General features: G+C 65.8%; 13 protein-coding genes. 9 read left to right on the forward strand and 4 right to left on the reverse strand.

Going from position 1 to position 14,769, the window contains the following annotated elements; genetic code table 11:
* The 5 genes from QO014_RS10345 to QO014_RS10365 all read left to right on the forward strand — a co-directional run.
* Nucleotides 1-282, forward strand: a 282-nt coding sequence (locus tag QO014_RS10345; RefSeq protein WP_266348634.1) for a hypothetical protein, incomplete at its 5' end; no start/stop codon positions are given.
* A complete protein-coding gene (locus QO014_RS10350; protein WP_266348635.1) occupies nt 282-1,562 on the forward strand; it encodes an SGNH/GDSL hydrolase family protein in 1,281 nt (426 codons plus the stop codon). The genes QO014_RS10345 and QO014_RS10350, both read left to right, overlap by 1 nt.
* A 169-nt stretch (nt 1,563-1,731) precedes the next feature.
* A complete protein-coding gene (locus QO014_RS10355; RefSeq protein WP_266349294.1) occupies nt 1,732-2,535 on the forward strand; it encodes a DNA adenine methylase in 804 nt (267 codons plus the stop codon).
* A gap of 551 nt (nt 2,536-3,086) precedes the next feature.
* Entirely contained in the window at nt 3,087-3,503 is a 417-nt protein-coding gene (locus QO014_RS10360; protein WP_307257987.1) for a VOC family protein, read from the forward strand.
* A 195-nt stretch (nt 3,504-3,698) separates the two neighbouring features.
* The gene (locus QO014_RS10365) at nt 3,699-5,141 is read left to right on the forward strand and encodes a phospholipase D-like domain-containing protein (RefSeq protein ID WP_266348636.1); all 1,443 of its coding nucleotides are present in this window, start codon (nt 3,699-3,701) and stop codon (nt 5,139-5,141) included.
* A 66-nt stretch (nt 5,142-5,207) separates the two neighbouring features.
* Here QO014_RS10365 and QO014_RS10370 read toward each other — a convergent pair whose 3' ends face one another.
* Nucleotides 5,208-5,807, reverse strand: a complete 600-nt coding sequence (locus tag QO014_RS10370; protein WP_266348637.1) for an NAD(P)H-dependent oxidoreductase — start codon at nt 5,805-5,807, stop codon at nt 5,208-5,210.
* A gap of 256 nt (nt 5,808-6,063) precedes the next feature.
* Nucleotides 6,064-7,041: a magnesium transporter CorA family protein gene (locus QO014_RS10375; protein ID WP_266348638.1), complete on the reverse strand. Its 978-nt coding sequence runs from the start codon at nt 7,039-7,041 to the stop codon at nt 6,064-6,066.
* 234 nt (nt 7,042-7,275) lie between these two features.
* On the opposite strand from QO014_RS10375, the gene QO014_RS10380 reads away from it, so the two are divergent.
* On the forward strand, nt 7,276-7,785 hold the full coding sequence (locus QO014_RS10380; RefSeq protein WP_266348639.1) for a DUF992 domain-containing protein: 510 nt from the start codon (nt 7,276-7,278) through the stop codon (nt 7,783-7,785).
* A gap of 237 nt (nt 7,786-8,022) precedes the next feature.
* Entirely contained in the window at nt 8,023-10,101 is a 2,079-nt protein-coding gene (locus tag QO014_RS10385; protein WP_266348640.1) for an elongation factor G, read from the forward strand.
* A gap of 47 nt (nt 10,102-10,148) precedes the next feature.
* Here the strand turns inward: QO014_RS10385 and QO014_RS10390 are convergent, their stop codons facing one another.
* Complete coding sequence (locus tag QO014_RS10390; RefSeq protein WP_266348641.1) at nt 10,149-11,672, reverse strand: DHA2 family efflux MFS transporter permease subunit; 1,524 nt, start codon at nt 11,670-11,672, stop codon at nt 10,149-10,151.
* Between the two features lie 186 nt (nt 11,673-11,858).
* On the opposite strand from QO014_RS10390, the gene QO014_RS10395 reads away from it, so the two are divergent.
* A complete protein-coding gene (locus QO014_RS10395) occupies nt 11,859-12,635 on the forward strand; it encodes a DUF1194 domain-containing protein (RefSeq protein WP_266348642.1) in 777 nt (258 codons plus the stop codon).
* Nucleotides 12,636-12,759: 124 nt separating this feature from the next.
* On the forward strand, nt 12,760-13,956 hold the full coding sequence (locus QO014_RS10400; RefSeq protein WP_266349296.1) for a lytic murein transglycosylase: 1,197 nt from the start codon (nt 12,760-12,762) through the stop codon (nt 13,954-13,956).
* 5 nt (nt 13,957-13,961) lie between these two features.
* Here QO014_RS10400 and QO014_RS10405 read toward each other — a convergent pair whose 3' ends face one another.
* Nucleotides 13,962-14,675 carry an SDR family oxidoreductase gene (locus tag QO014_RS10405; RefSeq protein WP_266348643.1) on the reverse strand — a complete coding sequence of 238 codons (714 nt, stop codon included), beginning with the start codon at nt 14,673-14,675 and terminating at the stop codon, nt 13,962-13,964.
* Nucleotides 14,676-14,769 lie beyond the last annotated feature (94 nt).

Below are 14,769 nucleotides of genomic sequence, written 5' to 3' on the forward strand. Positions count from 1 at the left end.
GGCTCGGCCGGCATTGAGGGCGGCGCACAGCCGGTGCTCGACCTGCCGGCGCTCGCCTCCGAGACGCTGGCGGTCACGGCCGCCGAGACGATCTCAGCGTTGGACCTCACCGCAAACGGCGCATTCCAATCGGTTTTCGCGGCGCTCTACGCCGATGCCGACATGCTGATCGGCGCGGGTAACGCGACCGGCGCGGGCGGCGCCGTCACGCCGCTCCCCGCGAACACGCTCGTCGTCTACCGCGTGCCCAAGGGTCAGAAGATCCTGGCGAGGACCATCTGATGCTGGTGTCGCTCGGTCGTATCGGCCAGATCGGGACGCCCGCCCGTCATAAGGCCGGGGCGCCGTTGGCCGAACGCATCGTCGCGACCCGTGGCCGCACCGCGCAAGGCGAGCAGACTGTGTTCTCCTCCCGGTCCATCGCCGTCGGGCGTGAACGCATCATCATCGGAGAAGACTGCGCAGCCATCAAGGTTCGCTATCTGGCCTGGATACAGCTTGCCGCCGATCCGGGCGAGCGACCGATCACAAACGCGGTGACTATACAGGCAGTGGGCCTCGAAAAGGCCGATGGCAGCCTGACAGTGCCGATGTTGTTTGCGGGCGCCGCGACCGCGCTGCTCGATCCGACGTCGACCGACAAATTCATGGATACCGACTATCTTCCGGCGACGGCTCTTGGATTGTCCAAGTTCTCGCGCGGGGAGGAGTACTTTATCCGGACGCAGGCGAATTGCGGGGCGACCAATAGCAAATACCCCGTCAACAATCGCCTGCAGCAGCCGGGCGAAGGCAATGTCGTGTATGCGGTCGGCACTTCCGGCGCGCCAACCGCTTATGGCACTGGCGCTGTCACAACTGGAACCGGCATCGTCTCGACCCACAGCGTGACGCCACAGGCGGTTTTCGGCAGGACGTCGGGGCGCGTCCGCGCCTATGTCGCGTTGGGGGACAGCCTGACGGACGAGACCAACGATGCCAACACGACGGACAAGGCCGGCCGTGGATTTGCGCAGCGGGCCGCGCTCGACGCCAGCGGCCTCAATCCACTCGGCAACGTGGTGCATGGCATCGGCGGATCGACGCTCAAGGCATTCGCGACCAATACCTCCTTGCGTTCGCTGGTCTATCAAAACGTCGACACGGCCGTGCTGTGCCTGGGCACCAATGACGTCTCCGATGTTGCGTCGACACCGGAGAACATGCGCGACTACGCCCGCCAAGTCCGCGCGCAGTTGGCCGCCGGCGGCGTCAAACGCATCATCCAACTCCTGCCGGCGACCCGCGTCACGGCCGCCACGGCTACACTCGCCCCGGCCGACCAGGTCGTCTACGACGCCAATTGGGACACTGGCGGGCTGATGGATCAGTTCCGCGCCGCCGTCGCGCCGGACGTGGGCTCGCAGCACCTGGACGTGTTGCTCGATGCGCGCGACTACATTTGCGACGCGAGCGACCGGCGCAAATTCGCCAGCGGCATGGTGCATACCGATGGCCTTCATTGGGTTGCCGCTGCCCATGTGCTGATTGCCCAAGCAGTGCGTGCGGCGATCCTCGGGTAGAGCGAGGCGGCTTAGGGCTGAAGGAGCGGGCGGCCCGGAAAGCGGGGGCCGTCCGGACTGCGGGATCAGGCGCCAACCACAAACCCGCACGACGCCAATAAGCTTAACGTCACGCCCGCCGCTGCTGTCGACAGCACGCCGAGGTGACATGATTCGGACGATCGAAGGTATGGAGACGAGTGAGTTTCGCACAGTCGAGGCAACGAGGCCTCTGGCTGGCTATATCGGTGGCAAGCGCAATCTGGCCGGCAGGCTGGTTGAGCGGATCGACCGCGTCCATCATCTGACCTATTGCGAGCCCTTCGTGGGGATGGGTGGCGTATTCCTGCGGCGGACACGGGCGCCGCGATCCGAGGTGATCAACGATCGTTCCGGCGACGTAATCGGCTTCTTCCGCATCCTTCAGCGGCACTATGTGGCGTTTCTCGACTTCCTGCGATTTCAGCTCACCAGCCGCCGCGAATTCGAACGCCTGAGCCTGACCGATCCGACCACATTGACCGATATCGAGCGCGCTGCGCGCTTCCTCTACCTTCAGCGCACCGCGTTCGGCGGGAAGGTCGTCGGGCGAAGCTTCGGCGTATCCCCGGATCGCCCTGGTCGTTTCGATGTCACCACGTTGGCGCCCATGCTGGAGGCCGTGCATGAGCGGTTGAGCGGCGTCGTGATCGAGTGCCTGCCTTATGCCGACGTCATCCGGCGCTATGATCGGCCCGAGACCCTGTTCTATCTCGACCCGCCCTATGCGGGCTCGGAGGGCGACTACGGGGCGGGCGCGTTCGTCTCTGCCGACTTCGCGCTGCTCGCCGACCAATTGCGTTCCATCGCCGGCCGTTTCATTCTGTCCATCAACGACACGCCGATGGTGCGGGGCGTGTTCAAGGGGTTCCAGATGGATGCTGTCTCGACGACTTATTCGGTGTCGGCCAAGAGCCCAACAAGGGCCTCTGAATTGATCATTAGCGGCCCCTAAAATGGGGCTTTCGCGTGGTGCAAAACCAAGTGACGGTGACTGCAAAAGCAAGTGGCGCGCTTCAGCGGGCCCCCTCCCTAGCCCTCCCCCGCAAGCGGGAGAGGGGATGGACTGAGTCGCCCGATGGCCTGCCCCAATCCTGATGAAGTGCTCAGCCGGGCCCTCTCTCCCGCGCAGCGAGGGAGAGTTGGAGAGGGCGCCGCATCCGCGGCCCAGCGCTTTCGCGGCAATCGACAGTCGTATCATCCGGCACTGTCCGCGCCTGGCGGGCCCCCTCCCTAGCCCTCCCCCGCAAGCGGGAGAGGGGATGGACCGGAGCCGCCCGACGGCCTGCCGCAGTCCGGATGAAGTACTCAGCCGAGCCCTCTCTCCCGCTTGCGGGGGAGAGTTGGAGAGGGGGCCGCAGCCAAAGCCCCCCACGGCGAGAAGCTTGTCCGGGCCATCCAGCCGTGAAATCCCAACGCGCGAGGCGGCATCACCGGAACCTTGCAGACATCACTTCAACTTGGCTCTATCCTGATAGAGCTTGGGACTGGTTGGGAGGAACCGCGATGCCCGACGTGATGCTGCACCATGTCTCGATCGTCGCGACGGACCTCGATCGATCGGTGGCGTTCTACCAGACCCTGTTCGAACTCGAGCGACTGCCCCGGCCGCCTTTTGCGATTCCCGGCGCATGGCTCGGTTGTGGCGACCTGCAGATCCATATCGTCCACAATGCGGCCGGGACCTATAGATCGAACGCCGCGATCGACGTGAATGACGGTCATTTCGCCTTTCGCACCGACGATTTCGAGAAGGTGGTGGAGCGCCTCGCTGCCAATGGCTATCGCGAGGACGCGGCCGAAAGCGATCCGAAACGGGTCTTCGTCAACCGGCATGGCAAGGCAGGCTTCCCGCAGCTTTATCTGCTTGATCCAGACCGCAACATCGTCGAGGTGAACGGCGCGCCAGTCACCTGGCCCTGATCCTGCGGCTCTGGCCGACACGACACATTCAGCCTGTTAAAGATTGCCTGCTAATCATCGGCCCGCGCGCGGGGAGCCGATTGGTGCTGGCCGCGCAAGGGAAAGTCGCGAAAACAGCAGGATGATCGGCGCTTTGATCCACTCCTTCACATGGTCTATTGCAGTCGCGGGTGCCTTGTTGCATGGGGGCAGGCAATGACGGCGAGCAATTTCACGCTATTTCTGTCGGTGCTGCATTTCGCGCTCGCCTCGGCGGTGACGGTGCACGCCTTGCTAACGCGGATCACGCCGCCCTCCCAGATCGGCTGGATCGGCCTCGCCTGGCTCTCGCCCTATATCGGGCCGCTTCTCTATTTCCTGTTCGGCGTCAATCGCGTGCGGCGCAAGGCGATCAAGCTGACCGGCCCGGGCGAGGATGTCGACGCGCCGCCGTCGCGCTTCATCGTGCCGGCCGAGCAGATCGGCGACGGCCATGACGAGCATCTGGAGCCGCTGGCGAAATTCGGCCTGCGCATCACCGGACGCCCCCTCCTCTCCGGCAACGTGCTGACGCCGCTGGTCGATGGCGACAGCGCCTATCCCGAAATGGTCCGCGCCATTGACGCGGCGCAGACGAGCGTGGCGCTCTGCAGTTTCATCTTCCATGATGACGAAGGTGGCGGACCGATCATCGACGCGCTGATTGCCGCGCATGGGCGCGGGATCGCGGTGCGCGTGCTCGTCGACGGGCTCGGCTCCGGCTATGTGAGGAGCCCAGCCTATGAGCGGCTGCGCGCCGCCGGCGTGCCGGCCGCCCGCTTCATGCATGAAGTGGCGCCGTGGAAGATGTCCTTCGTCAATTTGCGGAGCCACAAGAAGGTGCTCGTCATCGACGGACGGCACGGCTTCACCGGCGGCATGAACATCGCCGCGGTCAACCTGTTCCGCCAGATCGCCGTCCCGGCCCGGGAGGCGGTGCAGGATGTGCATTTCCGCATCGAGGGTCCGGTCGTCGCACACCTGATGGAGACATTCGCCGAGGATTGGGCCTTCACCACCAAGGAAGTGCTCGGCGGCCCCGACTGGTTTCCCGCCGTCGAGGCGCCCGGCTCCGTACCGGCGCGCGGCATCGCCAGCGGCCCGGACGAAGACAATGAGAAGCTCATGTGGACCATGGCCGCGGCGATCGCCCGCGCCGAGAGCCGCATCCGCATCCTGACGCCCTATTTCCTGCCGGACGATCGCATCAACTCGCAACTGATCCTGGCGGCGCTGCGCGGCGTCACGGTCGAACTGATCATTCCGGGCCAGTCCAACCATTTCTACATGGATTGGGCGATGAACGCCTCGCTGGCGCCGCTGCTGCGGGCCGGCTGCGTGGTGCGCCGCACCGCCCCGCCCTTCGACCATTCCAAGCTCATGACGGTCGATGGCGCCTGGGTGCTGTTCGGCAGTGCCAATTGGGATGCGCGCAGCCTCAGGCTGAATTTCGAGTTCAACGTCGAAGCCTATTCCAAGGACTTCGCCACGACGGCCGATGCCATCATCGACGGCAAATGCGCCACGTCCGAGGAGGTCACGCTCAAGGCGCTCCGCTCGCGGCTGATCACAACGCGGCTTCGCGACGCCGCGGCGCGCCTCGCAACGCCCTACCTCTGAGCGTTCGGAGCGTTTTCAGGCTCAACAATCCTCGAGAAGGTCACAAGGGCGAAACAGGCGCGAGCGTCACGACGCTTGCTCCCACGTTTCCCGTGCCATCTTTCCAGCCTGCTCCAGCCACGCTCGTCGCTCGTCGCGGGAGCTTGTCGCGACGACACCAAATAGCGCGCGGTTCACATGCTTCACGCCGCAGAATTCGAGAATGCACCGCCGCCAGATTTGATCGAGCGGGTCGCCGAAGTGATCCTTCTCGCGTTTGGCTGGTGTATTGCCGGTGTTCAGGATCAAAGCCCCGCGCGCCCGCAACAGGCCGACCGCCTCGTCCCCGCCGTCCACACCTTTGGCGAATGTGAACGCGGCCTCCTCGGCAAACACGCGATCGATCCAGCCCTTCATCATTGCCGGCGGTGCGCCCCAGCAATTGGGGTGAATGACAGCGAGCAGATCGCAGGCACGCAGCTCGGCAATATGCGCTGCGACTGTCTCGTCCGCAGTCGACGCGCCCCGAGCTTCGGACGCGGTCAGAAGCGGATCAAAGCCCTCTGCGTAAAGATCATGAAAGGCGACATCACACCCAACGGATATCCAAGCCGCCCGGACCGCTTCCGCCAGCGCGTGATTGAAACTCTCGGCAGCCGGATGGCCAACCACGACAAGTGCTTTCACGAACCCCTCCCCAATGTGGTCTTCGCCTTGGAAAGGGTACCAAGCTTGCCGCTTGGCCCCCAGGACTTCAGTCCCGCGACAATCGCACCGAAGAGAGCCGCGAGGCGCCGCCCGATCCGCTTCCGAGCAGCTCAAACCTCTGTGGCTGCCGCATCACATTGGCGAGCAATGGGGCGATCTTGCTCCCGATCGGGATCAACGCGTAGCCTACCTGCGGCGGTGTCGCAACGGCGAAACAACCGCCAGAGCAAGAGCATTAGAGCCAGCGGCGCCATTTGAAATAGACGAACGGGATCACCGCCGAGATCACCATCGCGCCGAGCGCGACCGGATAGGCCCATTGCCAGTTGAGCTCCGGCATGTCGCGAAAGTTCATGCCGTAGATCGTGCCGATCAGCATGGGCGGCAGCAGGATGGTCGATACGATCGTCAGGACGCCGAGCACCTGGTTCTGCTCATTGGTGACGAGGCCAAGTGTCGCATCGAGCAGGAAGGTGATCTTGTTCAGCACGAAGTTGACATGATCCTCGAGCGACCGCGTATCGCGCAGGGCGAGCTTCAGCCGCGCGCTCTGACCGCTGCTCTTCGGATTGGGATCGGGCACCATCGTCGCGGCAAACTGGATCAGCCGCTCCATCGAAGCGAGGCTCTCCCGCACCTTCGAGGCGAGATCACCCTGGAAGCCGATGCCGCTGATCAGCACGGAGAGCCGCCGTCCGTTCGGACGTGTGTTGGCACGGCGCATGAAGATTTCGCCGTTGAGCTTATCGACCGCCTGCGTGATGCGCTCCAGCACATCGGCGGTGCGATCGATGAAGGCTTCGAGCAGGCCGACGAAGACGCCGTTCGGCGAGGTGCAGGCCATGTCCGGCTTGGCGGCACGAGCCATGAACTGGCGGAATGCGACCGGATTGGCGTAGCGAAGCGTCACGATCTTGCGCTTGCCGATGGCAAAGGAAAAGGGCGTCAGGGCCGGCTCGCCATCATCGACGCCGGAGAGCAGGCTCGCCGTCATCACGACGACGCCGTCCTCGACATAGAAGCGGCTGGAGAACTCGATCTCCTGCGTCTCCTCGCGTGTCGGAATTTCCGTGCCGAGGAAAGCCTCGGCCAACGCCTCCTCCCCCGCCGTCGGAGAAAACAGATCGACCCAGCTCGCTTCAGGCCCGATCGTATCGGACACGACAGGAAGATCTGCCGGTCCGTTCGGACCGATCGTGTAAGCGGTCAGCACGGCCGCACGTCCCGGATGCCAAGATCAATCATGCCAGCTTCCTTATCGAGAGGCAGTTTACCACGTGTGACGACAGCCACTTGCACATGCACCATTCGTTTGTCATGACGACAACGACTTTTGCGGCAGCGCATCCGATGCCCGCGAAATCCGTTATCATGACCCAGGCTCGCTCACCATCGGCCCTCCCGAGGTGAAAGCGTCGCGGGGCTAGCAGAAGAGGAAAACGGGATTATGAAGAATTACTCGCTCAAGATCGCCGCAACGGCCGCGGCTCTGGCCTTCGCCGGCGCGGCTCACGCTGCCGACGTCAATGCCAGCGTCGAGGACGATGTGCGCGGCGGCGTGAAGGTCGGCATTCTCCAGTGCGATATCGGTGCCGGCCTCGGCTACGTCATCGGTTCGGCCAAGGAAGTCGGCTGCACCTTCAAGCCGGCCGGCAAGGGCCGCGTCGAGCAGTACACCGGCAACATCAAGAAGCTCGGCGTCGACCTCGGCTACACCAGCCAGGGCACGCTGGTCTGGGCGGTGTTCGCCCCGGTCGCCGGCTATCACCGTGGCGCTCTCTCCGGTCTCTATCTCGGCGCGACCGCTGAGGCTACCGTCGTGGCCGGTCTCGGCGCCAACGTCCTGTTCGGCGGCACCGGCGGCGCGATCGCCCTGCAGCCGATCAGCGGCACCGGCCAGCTCGGCCTGAACGTCGCAGCCGGCGGCGCCGCCCTGACGCTGACGCCGACGCTCTGATCGCCCTCGAGGCGCTCTGAAGATCGAAAGGCCCGCGCCCCGCGCGGGCCTTTTTCGTTGCCGGCTTGCTTCTCTTCGCACCTCCACCTCTATCAAGAAGAGGTGAAGGGGGCGCAGGCGGACCGGCTTGTCACGACGGGCAATCCCTGAGACCATGACATGCGGGCCGGGCTTCGGCTCCGGCCGGCGCATCCAGCATGATAATGACCCGAGAACATTTCATGAACGGAGGAAGCCATGGCAATCAGGGATGGAGGCGAGGCCGGCGCTCAAGCCGGCCCCAGAAAAACCGGCCCCAAGACGGTGGCGTTGATCGGCCCGCTCGGCAGCGGCAAGACCACGCTGATGGAGGCCATGCTGGCGCGCACCGGCGCCATCGCACGACAAGGCTCGGTCGACGACGGCACATCGGTCGGTGATGGCGCGCCCGAGGCGCGGTCGCATCACATGAGCGTCGAGCTGAACGTCGCCGAGACGGGCTTCATGGGCGAGCGCATCGCGCTGCTCGACTGCCCCGGATCGGTGGAATTCCAGCATGAGGGCGACGCGGCGCTCGCGATCGCCGATTGCGCAATCGTCGTCGCCGAGGCGGACGAGAAGAAGGTGCCGGCGCTGCAGGTGATCCTGCGCCATCTGGAAGATCACGGCATTCCGCGCATCCTGTTCCTCAACAAGATCGACAAGACCGCAAAGGGCGTCCAGGAGACGCTAGCCTTTCTGCAGCCGGCGAGCCGCGTGCCGCTGCTGCTGCGCCACATTCCGATCCGCCAGCACGATATCGTCACCGGCTTCGTCGACCTCGCGCTCGAACGCGCGTTTCTCTATCGCGAGCAGGCGCCGAGCGAGATCGTTGATTTGAGCGGACCGGAACGGGTGCGCGAGGCGGAGGCCCGCTATGCGATGCTGGAAAGGCTCGCCGATTATGACGACGCGCTGATGGAGGAATTGCTGGAAGACGTGCAGCCGTCGCGGGAGCGGGTCTTTTCCGATCTCGTCGCGGACATGCGCGCCGGCCTGCTCTGCCCGGTCATGATCGGCTCGGCGCTGCACGGCCACGGTGTCGGCCGGCTGCTGAAGGCGATCCGCCACGAGGCGCCCGACGTCGCCGATACGGCCGAACGGCTCGGCCTGCCCTCGGGCGCCGACGCTGTCGCGCAGGTCATCAAGACGGTCCATACCGGCCATGCTGGCAAGCTCTCCATCGCCCGCGTGCTGCGCGGAAACCTCTCCGACGGCGCCGAACTGAACGGTCCCGATGGAGCCGTCGGGCGTGTATCCGGACTGCTTCGCGTGATCGGGCAGCAGATGGCCAAGCGCGAGCCGGCCATGGCCGGCGAAATCGTCGGGCTCGGCAAGGTCGATGGCGCCCGCACGGGCATGACGCTCGGCACAGGCAAGGCGGCCCCGCCACAACTCGCCCCGCTCGCTTTGCCCGAGCCCGTGATCACGCTCGCCATCAGCCCGATCGAACGGCGCGATGATGCGAAGCTCTCCACCGCACTCGCCAAGCTCGGCGACGAAACGCCGACCTTGCAGGTGAGCCAGGACGAGGAGGTGGGTGAAATCCGGATCGGCGGCCAGGGCGAGATGCATTTGCGCGTCGCGCTCGAACGCCTCGCCGGACGCTACGGCCTCGCCGTCGAGACGAAGCCGCCGGCCATTCCCTATCGGGAGACGATCCGGGGCGAGACCTCGGTGCGCGGCCGCCACAAGAAGCAGTCCGGCGGCCATGGCCAGTTCGGCGATTGCGTGCTGGAGATCCGCCCGACCGAACGCGGCGCCGGCTTCCTGTTCCAGGATGCGATCACCGGCGGCGTGGTACCGCGAAACTACATTCCGGCGATCGAGGATGGTATTCGCGATGTACTCCGGAAGGGCGCGCTCGGCTTCCCCGTCGTCGATGTGGCGGTGCGTCTGGTCGACGGCTCCTATCACAGCGTCGATTCCTCCGATCAGGCGTTTCGCACGGCGGCACAGGTCGGAATGCGCGAAGGGTTGGAGCGATGCCGACCGGTGATGCTCGAACCCATGCTGCGGGTGACGGCGACAGTGCCCTCCGAGGCGAGCCCGCGCGTCAACATGATGGTGACGCAGCGCCGCGGACAGTTGCTCGGCTTCGACGCGCGGCCGGGTTGGCCGGGATGGGACATTGTCGAGGCGATCATTCCCGAGGCGGAAATGTCCGGGCTGATCGTCGAACTCCGGTCAGCGACAGCGGGGGTCGGCTCGTATGAGAGCCATTTCGACCATCTCGCCGAAGTGACGGGCCGACTGGCGGAGCAGATCGCCGAGCGCAGCGGCGTGCGCGCGGCCTGATGCGGAGCGAGGGGACGAGTGGAACCGCGCGTTCCCTCCCCCCTCGCTCAGCCCTTGGCCGGCGTCCGGATGAAGATCCAGCCGACGATGCCGGCGAGGATCGCCAACGCGCCGCAGATCAGCGAGGTGGCGGCAAAGCCGGCGATCGTCGCTTTCGACCAGAGCGCCGTGACGGCGGCCTGGTCGGTCCCGTCCGTGATCATGCCGAGCATGCCGCCGAAACCGGCCGTGCGCACCAGCCGCCCCGCCTCGCCCGCATTGTCGCCGAGCACCACGTGAAATCCGATGCCGACCGCAATGCCGAGGCTCGCGACGGCCAGCAGGCTCGCCACCCGAGCCACGGCATTGTTGATGCCGGACGCGGCGCCGTGGCGCTCCTCAGGCGCCGAATTCATGACGGCGGTCGAGAGCGGTGCGACGGTGATGCCCATGCCCGCCCCCATCAGCAGCATCGTCGGCACGATCGCGCGCCAGAAGCCGCCATCGGCCACGGCGAGCGCCAGCAGGCAGAAGGCGATGCCGGTCAGGATCGGCCCGAAGGTGAGGCTCGGCCTGACACCGATCTTGTCGGCAAGACCGCCGCCAAAACGCGACAGCAGGCCCATGACGATGACGAAGGGGAGAAAGACGGAGCCCGCCAGCGTCGCCGGATAGCCATGCGCCTGAATGAGCGCCGTCGGCAGGAAGAAGAGCGCACCGGACAGGGCGAAATAAAGCAGCAGCGTCAATATATTGACGCCTGCGAATGTCCGGTCGGCAAAGAGGCCGAGCGGCATCATCGGATTGCGGGCGCGCATCTCCCAGACGACGAAGCCGGCCAGCACCGCCGCGCCGAGGAGCGCGATCAGCGCATAGGGCGTGGCCGTCCCGTCCGGTGCCGGCTCCCCGAGCCGCGTCAGCCCGAAGGCGAGCAGGCCGAGACCGACAACGGCGAAGGCGCCACCGATCCAGTCCATGGCGACGGCGGCACGGGCACGATCGGCCGGCACGCGGCTGCGGCAGAGCCACCAGGCGATGATCGCGATCGGCAGGTTGATCAGGAAGATCCAGCGCCACGAGCCGATATCGACGAGCGCGCCGCCGATGACCGGGCCGATGGCGGGCGCGATCGACGACGCTGCGGCCCAGGTGCCGATCGCCCGGCCACGGCTCTCCGGCGGATAATGCGCCGAGATCAGCGCGAGCGAGCCCGGCACCATCAGCGCGCCGCCGACGCCCTGAATGGCGCGGGCGAAGATCAACGCCTCCGGCGACCAGGCGAGGCCGCAAGCGGCCGAGGCAAAGCCGAACAGCGCAATGCCGATCATGAAGACGCGGCGAAGGCCAAAGGCGTCACCGGCTGCGCCGCCGAGCAGGGTGAAGGCGGCGAGCGTCAGCGTATAGGCATTCGAGGCCCATTGCGCCTCGCCGAAACCGGCGCCGAGGCCCGAGCGGATCGCCGGCAGGGCCACCGTGACAACGGACCCATCCATGAAGGCCATGCTGGAGGCGAGGATCGTCGCCAGCATGACGAAGGTTCGCGTGGTGGCGGAATTGGCCGATGCGGCGGGTCGGACGGCCTCTTGGTCCATGTTTCGTCTCCCGCAACACATCGATTGTGCAGTTGCGATCAATCAATCGCACCGCAAGCCTTGAGGAATGCTCCGGCAACCCTAGCATTCTCTGGGGAGCGCATGTGGTCTTTGTCGAGACGACGCTGGTCGCGACGATTGGCCGAAGCAGGCTGGCGGTCGATGATGCGATGTTCTCCATGGCTGATGACATTGGTGCTTGCCCTCGCGCTCGCACGCCCGGCGCAGGCCGACGATATTCCCGTCGATCTCGAGCTCGTTCTCGCCGTCGATGTCTCGCGCTCGATGGATCCCGACGAACAGGCGCTGCAGCGGCAGGGTTATATCAATGCGCTGCGCCATGCGGAGGTCATCAACGCCATCAGGTCCGGGCCCTATGGGCGGATCGCGGTCACCTATTTCGAGTGGTCCGGCCCGGACGCGCAGGAAGTGATCGTCCCCTGGATGTTGATCGAAGATCCCGAAAGCGCCGATGCCGTGGCATCGCGCATCGCGCCCTCCTCCTCGTTCGGACGCTATGGCACGTCGATCTCGTCGAGCCTCGCCTATGCGGCGACGCTGTTCGACCATAATGGCTTTGCCGGCCAGCATCTCACCATAGACGTCTCGGGCGACGGCCCCAACAATATGGGCGGGCCAGTGGTTGTCGCGCGCGATGCCGTGGTCGCGCGCGGCATCACCATCAACGGGCTCCCAATCGTGCTGCGGCCGAGCCGCTTCAACGGCTTCGATATTGCCGATCTAGACCACTATTATCAGGGCTGCGTAGTGGGCGGCTTCGGCGCCTTCACCATTGCGGTCACCGCGACCGAGCAATTCGAGATCGCGATCCGCCGCAAGCTGGTGCTCGAAATCTCGCAGGCCCGGCCACGCCTGATCCCGGCCGCCGCCGATGCGCCGACGCGCAGCGACATTGACTGCATGGTCGGCGAGAACCTGCGCGGGCGCTCGATGCAGCGATAATCGCCCGCCAATGGTTGCGTCGGGCGGTCGCCTTCGCCAAGCTCGCGGGCGAATCCGACGCCTCCGACATAAGCGAGCCCGCACCGTGCGCCTTCTCTTCAGCCTCTGCCTCGCGGTTTTCCTGATGCACTCGACCAGCGCCGGCGCGGCCTCGCGCGACGCCGTCGAGCAGCAGTTCCAAAAGTGGCTTGCAACGACCGTTGCGGCGGATGCCACCAGGCGCGGTGTCTCCAGGGCCACGCTGACGCGGGCCTTTGACGGGTTGAAGCTCGACTGGTCGCTGCCCGACCTCGCCCCGCCCGGCGAGCCCGAGAAGCATGAGGCGCCGCAGCGCCAGGCGGAATTCTCCGGCCCGGCGCGCTATTTCAACGAGCCCAAGGTCGCGCAGCTCGCCAAGGCCGGACAGGCGCGCATGCAGCAATGGTCGAAGACGCTCGCCGCGATCGAGAAGACCTATGGCGTGCCCGCTTCGATCGTGGTCGCGATCTGGGGTCGCGAATCCGGCTATGGCGCCGCCAAGCTGCCCTACTCCGCCCTGTCGGCGCTCGCGACCGAAGCCTTCATGGGCGCGCGCAAGCAGAGCTTCTATGGCGAACTGCTCGCCGCGCTGGAGATCCTCCAGGGCGATCATATTTCCCAGTCCGAGATGAAGAGCTCATGGGCCGGGGCGCTCGGACAGCCGCAGTTCCTGCCTTCGAAATACCTCACCACCGCCGTCGACTTCGACCGCGACGGCAAGCGTGACATCTGGAACTCGGTGCCGGACGTGCTCGGCTCGATCGCCAACTATCTCAGGGAGAATGGGTGGCAGCCGGGCGTCGGCTGGGGCGTCGAGGTGGTGCTGCCGCCCAACGTCTCCTGCAGCCTCGAAGGGCCTGAAAAGGGCCGGCCGCTCGCCGAATGGCAGGCCATGGGCGTGCGCACGGTCAGCGGCGGCCCGGTCACAGGCCGCAATCCGAAGCAGATCGGCCATCTCATGATGCCCGCCGGGCGACTAGGTCCAGCCTTCATCGTCTCGAAGAACTTCTACATCCTGAAGACCTACAACGAGTCCGACCTCTATGCGCTCTTCATCGGCCACCTCGCCGATCGCATGCGCGGCGCTGGTCCGATGGCGCAGAGCTGGGCCGATATCGGCACCTTCAAGCGCTCGGATGTCGGGCGCATGCAGGAGCGGCTGGAAGCGCGCGGCGTCGATGTCGGCACGGCCGACGGGCTGGTCGGCTTCAAGACGCGGATCGCGATCGGCGAATGGCAGACGGCCAATGGCCGCGCGGCAACCTGTTTCCCGGATGCCGCGCTGCTGAAGGCGATCCGCTGAGCGGGTCAGACCAGCGCGCCGCCGCCATCGACATAGACGACGCTGCCGGTGATGTAGGGATTGGTCATGAAGGCCGCGATCTGGATCGCGATGTGGTCGCCCGTGCCGGCGACGCCCGCCGGCAAGCCGGCCGCGATCCGCTCCAGCAGCGCGCTGTGCTCGGCCTCGGTCTTGGTGCCCCAGAGCGGCGTATCCACGAAGCCGGGCGACACCGCGTTGACGCGGATCGGCGCCAGCTCCAGCGCCAGTCCCTTGGCCAGCGCCTCGACGGCGGCGTTGATCGCGCCCTGCAGCACCGCGCCCTTCTTCGGCCGAATGCTGAGAAAGCCCGAGACGAGGGTCAGCGAGCCGCCCGGCGCGATCTTCGCGGCGCGGGCGACGTGGAAGGCGCCCCAGAACTTCGACAGCATCGAGCCATAGGCGTCGTCGAGGTCGAAGGCCTTGATCGGTGCCGACTTGGTGGCCGCGGCCGAAACCACGATGTGGTCGAAGGCCGGCAGCGCTTCGAAGAAGGCGGCCACGGCTGCGGCGTCGGTCGTGTCGAGCGAACGCGCATCGACGGCGCCGCCGAGGCTCGCTTTGGCGGCGGCCAGCTTCTCGGCGGAACGACCGGCGATCGTCACGTCTGCGCCCTCGGCCAGCGCATGCCGCGCGGCCGCGAGCCCTATGCCCGAGCTGCCGCCCACGACCAGGACTTTCCTTCCATTCAGGCTCTTCATCGTCTCGCTCCTTGCTGCGTGATCCGAAGAGAGTGGCACTCTGGCCCGCTGTTGATAATAATGCGATCGATCAATCCATTCTTTCATCTTCGGC

The organism is Kaistia dalseonensis, from assembly GCF_030814715.1.
Lineage (GTDB): Bacteria > Pseudomonadota > Alphaproteobacteria > Rhizobiales > Kaistiaceae > Kaistia > Kaistia dalseonensis.